This is a genomic window from Burkholderia sp. 3C (assembly GCF_054589155.1).
Genome location: NZ_BAAILN010000134.1, coordinates 184078 through 198582, shown reverse-complemented (window position 1 = coordinate 198582; position 14505 = coordinate 184078). Strand labels below are relative to the sequence as shown.

15 protein-coding genes are annotated in these 14505 nt (G+C 67.7%); 6 read left to right on the top strand and 9 right to left on the bottom strand.

All coding sequences use genetic code 11. The annotated features are described in order from the left end of the window. Positions 1-48: 48 nt before the first annotated feature. On the bottom strand, positions 49-534 hold the full coding sequence (locus ACYP33_RS27905) for a YajQ family cyclic di-GMP-binding protein (RefSeq protein WP_414442922.1): 486 nt from the start codon (positions 532-534) through the stop codon (positions 49-51). Positions 535-728: 194 nt separating this feature from the next. On the opposite strand from ACYP33_RS27905, the gene murB reads away from it, so the two are divergent. Then, positions 729-1790 (top strand): UDP-N-acetylmuramate dehydrogenase, encoded by a 1062-nt coding sequence (gene murB, locus ACYP33_RS27900; protein WP_459624658.1) that lies wholly within the window; start codon positions 729-731, stop codon positions 1788-1790. A 94-nt stretch (positions 1791-1884) separates the two neighbouring features. Here murB and argF read toward each other — a convergent pair whose 3' ends face one another. Beyond that, positions 1885-2814, bottom strand: coding sequence for an ornithine carbamoyltransferase (gene argF / locus ACYP33_RS27895; protein WP_414442920.1), 930 nt, complete (start codon positions 2812-2814; stop codon positions 1885-1887). A 413-nt stretch (positions 2815-3227) separates the two neighbouring features. Here argF and ACYP33_RS27890 point away from each other — a divergent pair, with 413 nt between their 5' ends. Beyond that, entirely contained in the window at positions 3228-3551 is a 324-nt protein-coding gene (locus ACYP33_RS27890; RefSeq protein WP_414445650.1) for a DUF3579 domain-containing protein, read from the top strand. Between the two features lie 236 nt (positions 3552-3787). On the opposite strand, the gene rpsT is transcribed toward ACYP33_RS27890, so the two are convergent. Next, entirely contained in the window at positions 3788-4063 is a 276-nt protein-coding gene (gene rpsT, locus ACYP33_RS27885) for a 30S ribosomal protein S20 (protein ID WP_414442919.1), read from the bottom strand. A gap of 295 nt (positions 4064-4358) precedes the next feature. Here rpsT and murJ point away from each other — a divergent pair, with 295 nt between their 5' ends. Next, on the top strand, positions 4359-5909 hold the full coding sequence (gene murJ / locus ACYP33_RS27880) for a murein biosynthesis integral membrane protein MurJ (protein ID WP_459624657.1): 1551 nt from the start codon (positions 4359-4361) through the stop codon (positions 5907-5909). 8 nt (positions 5910-5917) lie between these two features. Beyond that, entirely contained in the window at positions 5918-6760 is an 843-nt protein-coding gene (locus tag ACYP33_RS27875; RefSeq protein WP_459624656.1) for a SirB1 family protein, read from the top strand. Positions 6761-6909: 149 nt separating this feature from the next. Here ACYP33_RS27875 and ACYP33_RS27870 read toward each other — a convergent pair whose 3' ends face one another. From ACYP33_RS27870 to lpxK, 5 genes are all read right to left on the bottom strand, one after another. Further along, entirely contained in the window at positions 6910-7668 is a 759-nt protein-coding gene (locus ACYP33_RS27870; protein ID WP_414451139.1) for an SDR family NAD(P)-dependent oxidoreductase, read from the bottom strand. 151 nt (positions 7669-7819) lie between these two features. Continuing rightward, entirely contained in the window at positions 7820-8482 is a 663-nt protein-coding gene (gene adk, locus ACYP33_RS27865) for an adenylate kinase (RefSeq protein ID WP_459624655.1), read from the bottom strand. A 209-nt stretch (positions 8483-8691) separates the two neighbouring features. Then, positions 8692-9483, bottom strand: coding sequence for a 3-deoxy-manno-octulosonate cytidylyltransferase (gene kdsB / locus ACYP33_RS27860; RefSeq protein WP_459624654.1), 792 nt, complete (start codon positions 9481-9483; stop codon positions 8692-8694). 159 nt (positions 9484-9642) lie between these two features. Next, positions 9643-9843 (bottom strand): Trm112 family protein, encoded by a 201-nt coding sequence (locus ACYP33_RS27855; protein ID WP_414442913.1) that lies wholly within the window; start codon positions 9841-9843, stop codon positions 9643-9645. Then, positions 9824-10852 carry a tetraacyldisaccharide 4'-kinase gene (gene lpxK, locus ACYP33_RS27850; RefSeq protein ID WP_414451142.1) on the bottom strand — a complete coding sequence of 343 codons (1029 nt, stop codon included), beginning with the start codon at positions 10850-10852 and terminating at the stop codon, positions 9824-9826. The genes ACYP33_RS27855 and lpxK overlap by 20 nt, the downstream gene beginning before the upstream one ends. A 488-nt stretch (positions 10853-11340) precedes the next feature. Here lpxK and xseA point away from each other — a divergent pair, with 488 nt between their 5' ends. Together xseA and sodB are read left to right on the top strand one after the other, a co-directional pair. Beyond that, a complete protein-coding gene (xseA, locus tag ACYP33_RS27845) occupies positions 11341-12732 on the top strand; it encodes an exodeoxyribonuclease VII large subunit (protein ID WP_459624653.1) in 1392 nt (463 codons plus the stop codon). A 266-nt stretch (positions 12733-12998) separates the two neighbouring features. After that, the gene (sodB, locus tag ACYP33_RS27840; protein ID WP_414442910.1) at positions 12999-13577 is read left to right on the top strand and encodes a superoxide dismutase [Fe]; all 579 of its coding nucleotides are present in this window, start codon (positions 12999-13001) and stop codon (positions 13575-13577) included. Between the two features lie 105 nt (positions 13578-13682). Here sodB and surE read toward each other — a convergent pair whose 3' ends face one another. Next, the gene (gene surE / locus ACYP33_RS27835; protein WP_459624652.1) at positions 13683-14465 is read right to left on the bottom strand and encodes a 5'/3'-nucleotidase SurE; all 783 of its coding nucleotides are present in this window, start codon (positions 14463-14465) and stop codon (positions 13683-13685) included. Positions 14466-14505: the final 40 nt, after the last annotated feature.

The following is a 14505-nucleotide window of genomic DNA, read 5'->3' as shown; positions in this document are numbered from 1 at the left end:
CCCCCCCCCCCCCCCCCCCCGCCATGTGCTGCCGGGGCAGCGCTGCGATCAGTCGCGGAAGTTGTTGAAATCGAGCGGCGTGTCGGCAATTTCCTTGCGCAGCAGCGCGATCACGCTTTGCAGATCGTCGCGCTTGGTGCCCGTCACGCGCACCGAATCGCCCTGGATGCTGGCCTGCACCTTGATCTTGCTGTCCTTCACGGTGCGCACCACGCGCTTGGCCAGATCGCCCGACACGCCCTTCTTGATCGTGACCACCTGCTTGAGCTTGTCGCCGCCGATCTTCTCGACCTTGCCGTAATCGAGGAAGCGCACGTCCACGTTGCGCTTGGCCATCTTGTTGATCAGCACGTCCTTGACCTGGCCGAGCTTGAAATCGTCGTCGGCAAACAGCGTCAGTTCGTTTTCCTTGTGGTCGACGCGCGCGTCGGACCCTTTGAAGTCGAAGCGCGTCGAAATTTCCTTGTTCGACTGCTCGACTGCATTCTTCACTTCGATCATGTTCGCTTCGGAAACGACGTCGAACGATGGCATGCTGTTCTCCCTGTAAAACATCCGGGCCGCGCGATGGGTGCGCGGCCACTCGCTATAATTGCAGACCGGCTGCCATTTTACCGATGCCCCCGCGTTTTGCCCAAGGCCGCACGCCGCCTTCTTTCAGGCCGGCCGCGCCCGCCAACCCGCCTGCACCGCGCTCGTACCGCACCCGTACCGCCCATTCTCCGCCGATGTCCGATTCCGCTCTCCCGATTTCCTCCCCGTCCGCGCCCGAGTTGACGCCCGACTATTCGCTGCGCGCACACAACAGCTTCGGCTTCGACGTGCGCGCCCGTCTCGCGGCGACGATCGACACGCCGGCCGGGTTCGCGGCCGCCCTACGCGACCCGCGTGCGGCGGGGCTGCCCGTGCTGGTGCTGGGCGGCGGCAGCAACGTGGTGTTCACCGGCGATGTCGAGGCGCTGGTGCTGATCAACCGCGTGCATGGCCGCGCGCGGGTGCGCGAGGACGACGAGGGCTGGTACGTCGAGGCGGGGGGTGGCGAGAACTGGCACGAATTCGTGGCCTGGACGCTCGACGCCGGCATGCCGGGGCTCGAGAACCTGGCGCTGATTCCGGGCACGGTCGGCGCGGCGCCGATCCAGAACATCGGCGCCTACGGCATCGAGATGCGCGAGCGATTCGCGTCGCTGAAGGCGGTGGAGCTGGCCACGGGCGAGATCGTCGAATTCGACGCGGCGGCCTGTGCGTTCGGCTATCGCGACAGCGTGTTCAAGCAGGCGGCGCGCGAGCGTTTCGCGATCGTGTCGGTGTGCTTCCGCCTGCCGAAGCAGTGGCAGCCGCGCATGAACTATGCCGATGTCGAGCGCGAGTTCGCCGCGCGGGGCATCGAGGCCGCAGCCGCCACGCCGCGCGACGTGTTCGACGCCGTGGTGGCGATCCGGCGCGCCAAGCTGCCCGATCCGGCCGTGCTCGGCAATGCCGGCAGCTTTTTCAAGAACCCCGTGATCGACGCGGCGCAGTGCGCGGCGTTGCGCGAACGCGAGCCGGAGCTGGTGGCCTATGCGCAGCCCGACGGGCGCGTGAAGCTCGCGGCCGGCTGGCTGATCGACCGCTGCGGCTGGAAGGGGCGCGCGCTGGGCGCGGCGGCCGTGCACGACCGTCAGGCGCTGGTGCTGGTCAATCGCGGTGGCGCGTCGGGTGCCGACGTGCTGGCGCTGGCGCGGGCGATCCAGGCCGACGTGCGCGCGCGCTTCGGCGTCGAACTCGAAGCCGAGCCGGTTGCGATCTGAGCCCCGCTCGGCCGATTCCGCCGCGCAACCATGAAAAAAACCCGCCGAAGCGGGGTTTTTCATATCAAGCCAGCGGGGTATTGATGCCGCCGGCTCAGTGATTGAGCTTGCCGAGCAGCAGGAATTCCATCAGCGCCTTCTGCACGTGCAGACGGTTTTCGGCTTCGTCCCAGACCACGCTTTGCGGGCCGTCGATCACGCCGGCCGTCACTTCCTCGCCGCGATGCGCGGGCAGGCAGTGCATGAACAGCGCGTCGGGGTTGGCGAACGCCATCATTTCCTCGTCGACGCACCAGTCGGCGAACGCCTGCTTGCGCACTTCGTTCTCGGCTTCGAAGCCCATGCTGGTCCACACGTCGGTGGTGACCAGGTCGGCGCCTCGACAGGCTTCGTTCGGATCCTCGTACACCTCGTAGGCCGACGCGCTTTCGGCATCGACGAGCTTCATGTCGAGCGCGTAGCCCGGCGGCGTGGACAGGCGCAGCTTGAAGCCGAGGATTTGCGCGGCCTGGATCCAGGTGTACAGCATGTTGTTCGCGTCACCGACCCAGGCGACCGTCTTGCCGCGGATCGGGCCGCGCTGCTCGACGTACGTGAAGATGTCGGCGAGCACCTGGCACGGGTGGAAATCGTTGGTCAGGCCGTTGATCACCGGCACGCGCGAATTCGCGGCGAAGCGCTGGATGATCTCCTGCTCGAACGTGCGGATCATGATGATGTCGACCATGCGCGAGATCACCTGCGCCGAATCCTCCACCGGTTCGCCGCGGCCGAGCTGGGTGTCGCGCGTGCTCATGAACACCGCGTGACCGCCGAGCTGGAAGATGCCGGCTTCGAACGACAGGCGCGTGCGCGTCGAGTTCTTCTCGAAGATCATCGCCAGCGTGCGGTCGTGCAGCGGGTGGTAGGTTTCGTAGTTCTTGAATTTGCGCTTCAGGATACCCGTGCGTTCGAGCACGTACTCGTAGTCTTCCAGCGAGAAATCCTTGAACTGCAGGTAGTGACGAATGGTTTTGGCGGTCATGAAACGAAACGCGGCGGGAGGCAGCCGGCGCGGTGCGCCGTACGGCGCCCGCCGTCGGAGGTGATAACCCGATCGAGCATAAAGGATTTTCCGGGCTTTGACGAGTTGCGCCGGAGGCCGCTGCCGGCCGCCGTTGCGGGCCGTCGGGTTGTGGCCGAGGCGCGCGCAGGGGGCTTTGTGGCGCCGCAGCATGCGGCGGTGCGGTATAATTTCGCGGTTTTCCGAAGCCCGGCGGCTCTCGTTGCCGGGTGAGGGCGGCACCCGTGCGCAAGCGTGCGGATGCGTGTCCCGGCATGCTCGCGGTGGTCGTCGGGCAGCGCCGGCAACATCGCATCCCGCAGCCGGCAAGCGAAGCCAGGCCCTGCTTCCGCCGCGGCAGCATCGTGCCGTCGGCCCCTCATCTGGGACCCTTCATGGCAGAAACTCCCCCGATCGAATTTTTCATTCAAGGCATCACGACAGAAGGGAAGACGTTTCGTCCGAGCGATTGGTCGGAGCGGCTGGCCGGCGTGATGGCCCAATTCGGACCGGGCGCGAGCGGGCGCAATGCCTACATGAAGTATTCGCTGTATGTGCGTCCCACCATCGTCGGCAACGTCAAGTGCGTGATCATCGATTCGCGCTTGCGCGAGCTCGAGCCGATGGCTTTCGACTTCGTCATGAATTTCGCGCGCGACAACGATCTGGTCGTGACCGAGGCCTGCGAGCTGACGCTCCACAAGCACGACAAGGCCTGATCACCAGGTTGCCTGCCGTTCAATCGATGTGCCGGGCATTCCCGCCCCGGCTTCGCATCGAGATTCCGGTTTCCCTATCGAGATAGCCCGCTGGGCGCACCGCGTTGCGCCGCAGCCGACCCGCGTTCGTCGCAATCGAAAAAGCGCTGCCGCGGCAACGACGAAAAGCCCGCCAAGGCGGGCTTTTCGTGATCGGCAGGAAACAGGGCCGCCCGCGCGAGGCGGGCGTGCCGGAGTTACTGCGCGGCGGCCTGCAGGCCCTTGACCGCTGCCGACAGGCGGCTCTTGTGGCGAGCAGCCTTGTTCTTGTGAACGATCTTCTTGTCGGCGATCGTGTCGATCGTCTTGGTGGCGGCCTTGTACAGATCGGCAGCCTTGGCTTGATCGCCGGCGTCGATCGCCTTGCGAACGGCCTTGATGGCGGTGCGGAATTTCGAGCGCAGTGCCGAGTTGTGCGAGTTTGCCTTCGCTGCCTGACGGGCGCGCTTGCGTGCTTGTGCGGAGTTAGCCATTGACGGTTCCTTATCCTGTCCTGTTCCCAGAGCTTGGAGCCTGACGGCCAAGCGCTGCTTTTCGATCCGACCCTCGAGAGCGATTGCCCGGGGCCCAAAAAACGTAGGTTTCACCGAGGCCGGCAACGTGCTCGATGATTACGCAGCGCGAATGCAGACTCAGAAACGGCGGATTATAGCAACAAAATCAAGGCAATGACAAGCTCGACGCGCATCTGCGCTGCGGCGCCCTCGTGGCGCGTTTTTCGGCGGCGATCGGCGGTTCGCCGCGGGCGTTCCGTATAATCGGTGCCCCATGAATCTATTCCGCGCCCTGCTGACGGTCAGCGGCTTCACGTTGTTGTCGCGCGTGACCGGTCTGGCCCGTGAGACGCTGATCGCGAGAGCGTTCGGCGCCAGTCAATATACCGACGCATTCTACGTCGCGTTCCGCATTCCGAACCTGCTGCGCCGGCTGTCGGCCGAGGGCGCCTTCTCGCAGGCGTTCGTGCCGATCCTCGCCGAATTCAAGAACCAGCAGGGGCACGACGCCACCAAGGCGCTGGTCGATGCGATGTCGACGGTGCTGGCCTGGGCGCTGGCGGCGCTGTCGGTGGTGGGCGTGGTGGGCGCGTCGTGGGTGGTGTACGCGGTGGCGTCCGGCCTGCGCACCGACGGCCAGGCCTTTCCGCTTGCCGTCGCGATGACGCGGATCATGTTCCCGTACATCATCTTCATCTCGCTGACGACGCTCGCCTCGGGCGTGCTGAACACCTACAAGAACTTCTCGCTGCCGGCGTTCGCGCCGGTGCTGCTGAACGTGTCGTTCATCGGCGCGGCCGCGTTCGTCGCGCCCTATATGAAGATGCCGGTGTATGCGCTGGCGTGGGCCGTGATCGTCGGCGGCGTGCTGCAGTTCATCGTGCAGTGGCCGGGCCTCAAGCGCATCGACATGATGCCGCGCATCGGCCTGAACCCGATGCGCGCGCTGGCTCACCCGGGCGTCAAGCGCGTGCTGGTGAAAATGGTGCCGGCCACCTTCGCCGTGTCGGTCGCGCAGCTTTCGCTGATCATCAATACCAATATCGCGTCGCGGCTCGGGCAGGGCGCCGTGTCGTGGATCAACTATGCCGATCGGCTGATGGAATTTCCCACCGCGCTGCTCGGCGTGGCGCTCGGCACGATCCTGCTGCCGAGCCTGTCGAAGGCGCATATCGACGCCGACGCCACCGAATATTCGGCGCTGCTCGACTGGGGCCTGCGCGTGACGTTCCTGCTCGCCGCGCCGAGCGCGCTCGGCCTGCTGGTGTTCGCCGAGCCGCTCACGGCCACGCTGTTCAACTACGGCAAGTTCGACGCGCACACGGTGGAGATGGTGTCGCGCGCGCTGGCCGCCTACGGCATCGGCCTGGTCGGCATCATCCTGATCAAGATCCTGGCGCCGGGCTTCTACGCGAAGCAGGACATCAAGACGCCGGTCAAGATCGCGGTCGGCGTGCTGATCGTCACGCAGTTGTCGAATTATGTGTTCGTGCCGATCCTCGGTCATGCGGGTCTGACGCTGAGCATCGGGGTGGGCGCCACGCTCAATTCGCTGCTGCTGTTCCTCGGCCTGCGTCGGCGCGGCATCTACACGCCGTCGCCGGGCTGGCCGCGTTTCTTCCTGCAGTTGCTGGGCGCCTCGCTGGTGCTGGCCGGCGTCATGCATTGGTTCTCGATCAGCTTCGACTGGACCGGCCTGCGCGCCGAACCGCTCGCGCGCGTCGCGCTGACGGCCGCGTGCCTGGTTCTGTTCGCCGCTCTATATTTCGGTATGTTGTGGTTGATGGGCTTCAAATACGCGTATTTCCGCCGCCGAGCCAAATGACGAAAGCCATGACCCGCGTCCTCGATTTTTTCAGCACCCTCGTTGCCGAAGACGACAGCCTGCCGCTCGCCGAGGCGGCGCTGTCGCTTGCGCAGGACGCCTATCCCGACCTCGACATGCAGGCGGTGCAGGCCGAGCTCGACATGCTGGCCGTGCGCTTTCGCCGCCGCGTGCGTGCCGATCTCGGCGAGCGCGGCAAGGTCGACGCGCTGAACGATTTCTTCTTCCGCGAGCTGGGTTTCGCCTGCAATCACAACGATTACTACGATCCCGACAACAGCTACCTGAACATGGTGCTCAAGCGCCGGCGCGGCATTCCGATCTCGCTGGCGGTGCTGTATCTGGAACTGGCCGGGCAGCTCGGGCTGGCGGTGCGTGGCGTGTCGTTCCCGGGGCATTTCCTGTTGCGCGCGACGCTGGCCGACGGCGACGCGATGATCGACCCGACCACCGGGCGCTCGCTGTCCGAAACCGATCTGATCGAGATGCTCGAACCCTATGTCGCGCATCCCGAGGCCACCATGGCGAGCACGCTGCGCGCGCTGCTGCAGCCGGCCGCGAGCCGCGAAGTGCTGGCGCGCATGCTCAACAACCTGAAGGCGATCTATCTGCAGACCGAGCGCTGGCAACGGCTGCTGGCGGTGCAGCAGCGGCTCGTGGTGCTGCTGCCGGGGCAGCCCGACGAGCTGCGCGATCGCGGCTTCGCCTATGCCCGGCTCGATTACCTGCGCCCGGCGCTTGAGGATCTCGAAGCGTATCTCGACGAACGCCCGGAAGCGGTCGATGCGACCGTGGTCGAGGCGCAGTTGACCGAGCTGCGGCAGCGCATGCGGCGCGGCGACGAGGACTGACGCGTGAAATCCCGCGCTTTCGGCCTGCTCCGGAGAATGACCGAGGCCCGCACCTGCCGTTACCGGCGCGTGCGGGCCTCGTTGTTTTGCGATGGGTGTGGCGGGCTCGTCGTTTGCTCGGCAAGCCCGTTGGTTCGCTTTTCCGTCGCTTACTTCGGCTGCATGCGGATCGCGCCGTCGAGGCGGATCACCTCGCCGTTGAGCATCGGGTTCTCGAAGATCTGGCGCACCAGCATCGCATATTCGTCCGCTTTGCCGAGGCGCGGCGGGAACGGCACCATCGCGCCGAGCGCATCCTGCACCTCCTGCGGCATGCCGAGCAGCATCGGCGTTTCGAAGATGCCGGGCGCGATCGTCATCACGCGGATCGCATTGCGCGACAGGTCGCGCGCGAGCGGCAGCGTCATGCCGGCCACGCCGGCCTTCGAGGCGGCGTAGGCGGCCTGGCCGATCTGGCCGTCGAACGCGGCCACCGAGGCGGTATTGACGATCACGCCGCGCTCGCCATATCCGTTCGGCGCATTGGTGGCCATCGCGGCCGCGGCCAGGCGCGCCATGTTGAAGGTGCCGATCAGGTTGATCGACACCACCTTCGCGAACAGGTCGAGCGCGTGCGGGCCATCCTTGCCGACTGTTTTCGCGGCCGGCGCGATGCCGGCGCAGTTCACCAGCCCGCGCAGCGTGCCCAGTTGCGTGGCGGCCTCGACGGCGGCCTGCGCGTGATCCTCGCGCGTGACGTCGCAGGCGACGAACACGCCGCCCAGCTCGCGCGCGAGCGCCTCGCCTGCCTCGCGGTTCAGGTCGGCGAGCACGGGCTTGCCGCCCGCGGCGGCCAGCATGCGCGCGGTGCCGGCGCCAAGGCCCGAGGCGCCGCCGGTGATCAGAAAGACGTTGTCGCGTAGTTCCATCGTTGCTCCTGTTGCGTGGGTCGTGTGGATGCCGACCGATTGTACGGAAGCCGGCTTGACGGTGGCGTGAAGCGAACGCCCGTGCGCTTTCATGCGCGCAGGCGAAAAAAAACCGCCCGGGCAGGGCGGTTTCGCGTGGCGCGCGAGGCGCTTACTTCAAGGCGTCGAACGCGCGCTGACGGATTTCGTCGACGCTGCCGAGGCCCGAGATCTTGCGGTAGGCCGGCGCCTTCAGGCCGTTTTCCTCGCCGCGTTGCGCCCAGTCGCCGTAGTAGCTGATCAGCGGCTTGGTTTGCGATTCGTACACTTCGAGGCGCTTCTTGACGACGTCTTCCTTGTCGTCGTCGCGCTGGATCAGCGCTTCGCCGGTGGCGTCGTCCTTGCCTTCTTCCTTCGGCGGGTTGAACGTGACGTGATAGATGCGGCCCGATGCCGGGTGCGTGCGGCGGCCGCTGATGCGCTCGATGATTTCCGAGAACGGCACGTCGATTTCGAGCACGTAGTCGATCGCGACGCCGGCGTCCTTCATGGCGTCGGCTTGCGCCAGCGTGCGCGGGAAACCGTCGAACAGGTAACCGTTCGCGCAATCCGCTTCCTTCAGGCGTTCCTTGACGAGGCCGATGATCAGCGAATCCGGCACCAGCTTGCCTTCGTCCATGTAGCCCTTGGCCTCGACGCCGAGCGGCGTGCCGGCCTTGACGGCGGCGCGCAGCATGTCGCCCGTCGAGATTTGCGGGATGCCGAACTTTTCCTTGATGAAGGTAGCCTGAGTGCCCTTGCCGGCGCCGGGCGCGCCCAACAGGATCAAACGCATGGTGATATCTCCAAGTTTCGTGAATATGTGGCGCGAGGGGAATGGCATCGGCGCGCGGCCCGGAGGTCGGCTGCAACAGACAGGCTCCGGCCGGACTGACGGCGGCGCCGGCAGCGGGGCCGGCGCGGCTGCCGGCGGGAGAGCTGGCGAGCGCGACTCATCGTGGGCGGCGCCTGACGGCTCGCACAGTCGTCCGATTATGCCACGGCTTATTTTGCCGTCGACCGAAAAAGGGCCTGCACGCGGGCCAGGTCGGCCGGCGTATCGACGCCCGGCGCGGGCGCCGAGGCCGTCACGCGCACCGCGATGCGCTCGCCGTGCCACATCGCGCGCAGTTGTTCGAGCTGTTCGGCCTGCTCGATCGGCGCCTGCGCGAGCGACGGATAGCTGCGCAGGAAGCGCGCGCGGTAAGCATACAGCCCGATGTGCCGATACACCGGAAAGGCCGGCTCCGGCATGGTTTCGACGGCCGGCCAGTGCGGCTGGTAGGCGTCGCGCGACCACGGAATCGGCGCGCGCGAGAAATACAGGGCCACGCTTTTCGCGTCGAGCGCCACTTTCACCACGTTCGGGTTGAACACTTCGGCGGGATCGTCAATCGGATGGGCGGCGGTTGCGATTGCGCAATCGGGGTGCGATGAAAGGTGCGACGCTACGTCGCGGATTAGCGCCGGGTCGATCAGCGGCTCGTCGCCCTGTACGTTCACCACGATCGTGTCGTCCGGCAGGGCGAGCAGCGTGGCGACTTCGGCGAGCCGATCGGTGCCCGACGGATGGTCGGCGCGCGTCATCAACGCCTCGAAGCCTTCGGCCCGGGCGGCGTCGAGCACGCTTTGCGCGTCGGAGGCCACCAGCACGCGGGCCGCGCCCGCTTCACGCGCGCGTTCGGCGACGCGCACCACCATCGGCTTGCCGCCGAGGTCGGCGAGCGGCTTGTTCGGCAGGCGCGTCGAGGCCAGGCGGGCCGGGACGACGGCGATGAAGGGCGGCGGGTTGGTCATCGGAGTTCGGGCGGTGAGCAGGAGACGGAACCAGGAGGCGGAACTACCGGCGCGCTTCGCGGCGCGCGCGGCAATGGGATTCGGGCGGCTGAAACGCCGCGCCCGCCACGAGGGCGGGCGCGAGCGGCGAGGCGGGCGCCAAGGCTGCCCGCCCGCGCGTCAGTTCGCGGGGCCGGCAGGGTCGACGGGCGTGCCTTCGACGGTCTGTCGCGCTTCGTCGACCAGCATCACGGGGATGCCGTCGCGAATCGGATACGCGAGCTTGTCGGCGTGACAGATCAGTTCCTGCGCGGCGCGGTCATGCTGGAGTGGGCCTTTGCAGATAGGGCACACGATGATTTCAAGCAGGCGAGCGTCCACGGAGTTTCTCCACAACGAGAGCGATAAGGCGGGGGTCGAGCGCGGCTTCGACAGGGACAACCCACAGTCGGGCATCGCGCCAGGAAGCGCCCAATTTTACTGCATCCTTCTCGGTGATCAGGATCACATCGGCATCGTCGTGCGCGAACGGGTTCTCGGCGAAGGCGTAATGGTCCGGCAGCGCACGCGTGGCGGGCGCGAGGCCGGCCGCGCGCAGCGTGGCGAAGAAGCGCTCGGGCGCGCCGATCCCGGCCGCGGCCAGCACGCGCTCGCCCGCGAATTGCGCGAGCGGGCGTCGCCGCGACGGCGCGTCGAGATGCCAGGCGTCGCCCGGCGCGAGTTGCAGCGCGAACGTGTTGGGCCAGGGCGGCAGCGCCCGGCTGTACGGATCGTTGACGAGCGTGGCGTCGCGACGGCGCGACAGCGGCTCGCGCAGCGGGCCGGCCGGCAACAGGAAGCCGTTGCCGCCGAGCCGGTGATCGAACACCACGAGTTCGACGGTGCGCGCCATCCGGTAATGCTGGAGGCCGTCGTCGCTGATCACCACGTCCACCTCGGGATGCGCGGCGCGCAGCGCGCGGATCGCGGCGATGCGGTCGGGGCACACGCACACCGGCGCCTGGGTGCGGCGTGCGATCAGGAGCGGTTCGTCGCCGGCGCGCGAGGCCGGCGAATCGGGCGTGACCTCGGTCGGCTCGCGGATCTCGGCGCCATAGCCGCGCGACACCACGCCGGGATGGAAGCCGTTGGCGCGCAACGCGTCGACCAGCGCGATCACCGTGGGCGTCTTGCCGGTGCCGCCCACCGTCACGTTGCCGACCACCACCACCGGTACGCCCGGATCGACGCGCGCCTTCCAGCCGGCCGCGAACGCCGCGCGGCGGCCGGCGGCGATCGCGCCGAACACGGCGGCGAACGGCGTCAGCGCCCATGCGAGCGGCCCGCGCCGTTGCCATTCGCGCGTGAGCGTCGCCTCGATGCGCGCCACCCAGCCCGCGGGGCGGCTCATCGAAGGGCGCCGGCGGCGGGCCGGATCGGACGGAGGGCGAACGGATCGGTCAAGGGCAAATCTCCGGAAGCGGCGGCGGGATCGTCGAGGCAGGACGAGGGGCTGACGGCCGCTCGGCCGGCCTCGGCAATGACCCCTCGAAAGGCGGCACTCTAGCGCGGCGGCGGCGCGTGCGGCAAGTCGCGCACACCGGGCGCTTGCCCGCGCAGTCTGTGGATAACTCTGTGAAGAACTACCCCGACGATCTGCGCAAACGCCCGTATGGCGGCCTTCCGGTCGGTGGCAAGTCACAATATGTCACACATTAGTTGTTTTAAATCAATGGTTTAAGTATTTTTGATGCTGTTTTTAAGGGGTATGTTACGGCTCTGTGAATGCCGCCGCGCGGGTGTGGACACTTCTCGCCGCTCCGCCGCCGGCTGGCGGTGGCGCTTGCCGGCGCGGCGCGGCGGGGCTATCGTGTGCCCGCTCCCATTTCTTCCGACGCGATGCCTTCCGATTCCTTCCTGTCCGGCCCCGGCGGCGCCTCATCCGGCGACGGCGTGATCCCCGTTTCCGCGCTCAATCGCGCGATCGGCTCGATGCTCGAGCGCGCGTTCCCGCTCAGTTGGGTGTCGGGCGAGGTGTCGAATTTCACGCGTGCGGCCAGCGGCCACTGGTATTTCTCGATCAAGGACAAGGACGCGCAGATGCGCTGCGTGATGTTCCGCGGCCGCGCCCAGCACGCGCCGTTCACGCCGCGCGAGGGCGATCGCATCGAGGTGCGGGCGCTGGTCACGATGTACGAGCCGCGCGGCGAGGTGCAACTGAGCGTCGAGGCGGTGCGGCGGACCGGTCAGGGGCGGCTGTTCGAGGCGTTCCTGAAGCTCAAGGCGCAGCTCGAAAGCGAAGGGCTGTTCGCGCCCGAGCGCAAGCGGCCGCTGCCCGCGCACCCGCGCGCGATCGGCATCGTCACGTCGCTGCAGGCCGCGGCGTTGCGCGACGTGTTGAGCACGCTGGCGCGCCGCGCGCCGCACGTGCCGGTGATCGTCTACCCGGCGCCGGTGCAGGGCGCGGGCGCCGCCGAGCGGCTGACGGCGATGGTCGAGGCGGCCAACGCGCGCCGCGAGGAGGATCGCACCGACGTGCTGATCGTTTGCCGCGGCGGCGGCTCGATCGAGGATCTCTGGTCGTTCAACGACGAAGCGCTGGCGCGTGCGATTGCCGCCAGCGCGTTGCCGGTGATCAGCGGCGTGGGCCACGAAATCGACTTCACGATTGCCGATTTCGCCGCCGACGTGCGCGCGCCCACGCCCACCGGCGCGGCCGAACTCGTCAGCCCGCAGCGCGCGTTGCTGCTGCGCGAGCTGGCCGAGCGTCACGCGGCGCTCGCGCGCGGCCTGCGGCGCGGGCTCGACGCGCGTGGCCAGCAGTTGGACTGGCTCGCGCGCCGGCTGGTCAGCCCGACCGAGCGGCTGGCGCGTCAGCGCACCCACTTGCAGCAACTGTCGGTACGGCTCGCCTCGGCCGGCGCGCGGCCGGTGCGCGATGCGCGCGGCCGTTTCGCGCTGGTCATGCTGCGCTGGCAACGCACCCGTCCCGATCCGGCGGCGGCCCGGCAGGCACTGGCCGGGCACGCGCAGCGCCTGGGCACGGCGCTGCGTTACCGCCACGAGCGCGAGGCGTCGCGTGTGGCCGGCCTGGCGGCGCGGCTCGAGGTGTTGAGCCCGCAGCGCACGCTGGAGCGTGGCTACGCGGCGCTGATCGACACGCAAACCGGCCGCGCGGTGCGCTCGCCGGGCACGCTGAAGCCGCAGCGCCGGCTGGCCGTGCATCTGGCCGAGGGCACTGTCGACGTGACGTTGGCCGACGTCCAGCCGCGCCTCGACGAATCGTTCTGAACCCTGCGCGGCCGGCGCGGTTCGCCGCGCCGCGCAACGGGATCGAATCGTGCTGCATTTCCATCGACGCGTGCGCGTTTCCCGGCGGTTCCCGATGCCGGAAATATGTCGCACGCGTGTCGGCAGGCCGCTATGACAGCGGCTCCGACAGCCGGACGGATGGCGGCGCGCCCGAATACCCGCGAGTTTGCGGGGTTATTCGGTCTCGCCTACAATCGGACGCTCGCAGGACCCTGTCCCCCCACACATACTTCAAAGGAATCGCCATGGCTCATACGCTCCCGCCGCTGCCGTACGCTGAAGACGCGCTCGCTCCGCACATCTCGGTCGAGACGATCCAGTTCCACTACGGCAAGCACCATCAGACCTATGTGACGAACCTGAACAACCTGATCCCGGGCACCGAGTTCGAAAACCTCTCGCTCGAAGAGATCGTGAAGAAGTCGTCGGGCGGTATTTTCAACAACGCCGCGCAAATCTGGAATCACACGTTCTTCTGGAACAGCCTGTCGCCGAAGGGTGGCGGTGCACCGACGGGCGCGCTGGCCGACGCGATCAACGCCAAGTGGGGTTCGTTCGACGCATTCAAGGAAGCGTTCACCAAGACGGCAATCGGCACGTTCGGCTCGGGCTGGGCATGGCTGGTGAAGAAGGCCGACGGTTCGCTCGACCTGGTCTCGACCAGCAACGCCGCCACGCCGCTGACGACCGATGCCAAGGCCCTGCTGACGATCGACGTCTGGGAACACGCCTACTACATCGACTACCGCAACGCGCGTCCGAAGTTCGTCGAAGCGTTCTGGAACATCGTGAACTGGGACTTCGCAGCCAAGAACTTCGCGTAAGTTACGGTTTCGGTTCTGATCGGCAAGCAGCTTCCGGGCTGCCGCCGATGAAAAAAGCCCTCGCATGCGAGGGCTTTTTTTCGTCCGGGCGAAACGGCGTGCGGTTCAGCCCGCCAGTTTCGCCGCGAGCCGCTCGCGCGCCGCGTCGTGGGTGCGCTCGAACTTCAGCGGCGTGACGGTGATGTGGCCGGCGCGCAGCGACAGCGTTTCGGAATCGGGCGCGTCGTCGCGCGGGCCGCGCGCGAGCTTGAGCCAGTGATAGCCGTGTTCGCGCGGATCGGTGCGCGAGACGATCTCCACGCCGCCGAGCAGGCCCCGGCCCTGCGTGGTCACCTTCAGCGTGCCCACCTCGCTGGCCGCCACGGGCGGGAAGTTCACGTTCAGGCACGCGTCGGCATCCCAGCCGGCCGCCACCAACCGGCGGATCACGCCGGCCGCATGCTCGCCGGCCGTGTCCCACGGCACCGCGTTGCGGTTCGCGAACGCCTGGCTCAGCGCGATGGCCGGCACGCCGATCAGCATGCTCGTCATGGCCGCGCCGACGGTGCCCGAAAACACCGTCTCGGTGCCGAGGTTCGCGCCGCGATTGATGCCGGACAGCACGAGTTCGGGCCGCGCCTCCTGCATCAGGCTGCCGAGCGCCACGGCCACGCTGTCGCCCGGCGTGCCGCGCACGGCGAAGCGCCGTTCGCCGGCGGGAACCACGCGCAGCGGCTCGTGCAGGCTCAAGGAATGCGAGGTGCCGCTTTGGTCCGAGGCCGGCGCGACGGTCCAGACTTCGCGCGCCAGCGTCCGGGCGACCCGTTCGAGCACGGCGAGGCCGGGCGCGTCGATACCGTCGTCGTTGGTGAGCAGGATGCGGTTGAAGAGCGGCGGGGCTGACGACATCGGGTGGGTCCTCGTGGAATGAAGTGACGTGAAGCGGGAT

What these genes read in the sequence shown, in the direction of transcription:
- ACYP33_RS27905 (WP_414442922.1), bottom strand. Translation starts at nt 534, where the DNA reads ATGCCATCGTTCGACGTCGTTTCCGAAGCGAACATGATCGAAGTGAAG.
- murB (WP_459624658.1), top strand. Translation starts at nt 729, where the DNA reads ATGTCCGATTCCGCTCTCCCGATTTCCTCCCCGTCCGCGCCCGAGTTG.
- argF (WP_414442920.1), bottom strand. Translation starts at nt 2,814, where the DNA reads ATGACCGCCAAAACCATTCGTCACTACCTGCAGTTCAAGGATTTCTCG.
- ACYP33_RS27890 (WP_414445650.1), top strand. Translation starts at nt 3,228, where the DNA reads ATGGCAGAAACTCCCCCGATCGAATTTTTCATTCAAGGCATCACGACA.
- rpsT (WP_414442919.1), bottom strand. Translation starts at nt 4,063, where the DNA reads ATGGCTAACTCCGCACAAGCACGCAAGCGCGCCCGTCAGGCAGCGAAG.
- murJ (WP_459624657.1), top strand. Translation starts at nt 4,359, where the DNA reads ATGAATCTATTCCGCGCCCTGCTGACGGTCAGCGGCTTCACGTTGTTG.
- ACYP33_RS27875 (WP_459624656.1), top strand. Translation starts at nt 5,918, where the DNA reads ATGACCCGCGTCCTCGATTTTTTCAGCACCCTCGTTGCCGAAGACGAC.
- ACYP33_RS27870 (WP_414451139.1), bottom strand. Translation starts at nt 7,668, where the DNA reads ATGGAACTACGCGACAACGTCTTTCTGATCACCGGCGGCGCCTCGGGC.
- adk (WP_459624655.1), bottom strand. Translation starts at nt 8,482, where the DNA reads ATGCGTTTGATCCTGTTGGGCGCGCCCGGCGCCGGCAAGGGCACTCAG.
- kdsB (WP_459624654.1), bottom strand. Translation starts at nt 9,483, where the DNA reads ATGACCAACCCGCCGCCCTTCATCGCCGTCGTCCCGGCCCGCCTGGCC.
- lpxK (WP_414451142.1), bottom strand. Translation starts at nt 10,852, where the DNA reads ATGAGCCGCCCCGCGGGCTGGGTGGCGCGCATCGAGGCGACGCTCACG.
- xseA (WP_459624653.1), top strand. Translation starts at nt 11,341, where the DNA reads ATGCCTTCCGATTCCTTCCTGTCCGGCCCCGGCGGCGCCTCATCCGGC.
- sodB (WP_414442910.1), top strand. Translation starts at nt 12,999, where the DNA reads ATGGCTCATACGCTCCCGCCGCTGCCGTACGCTGAAGACGCGCTCGCT.
- surE (WP_459624652.1), bottom strand. Translation starts at nt 14,465, where the DNA reads ATGTCGTCAGCCCCGCCGCTCTTCAACCGCATCCTGCTCACCAACGAC.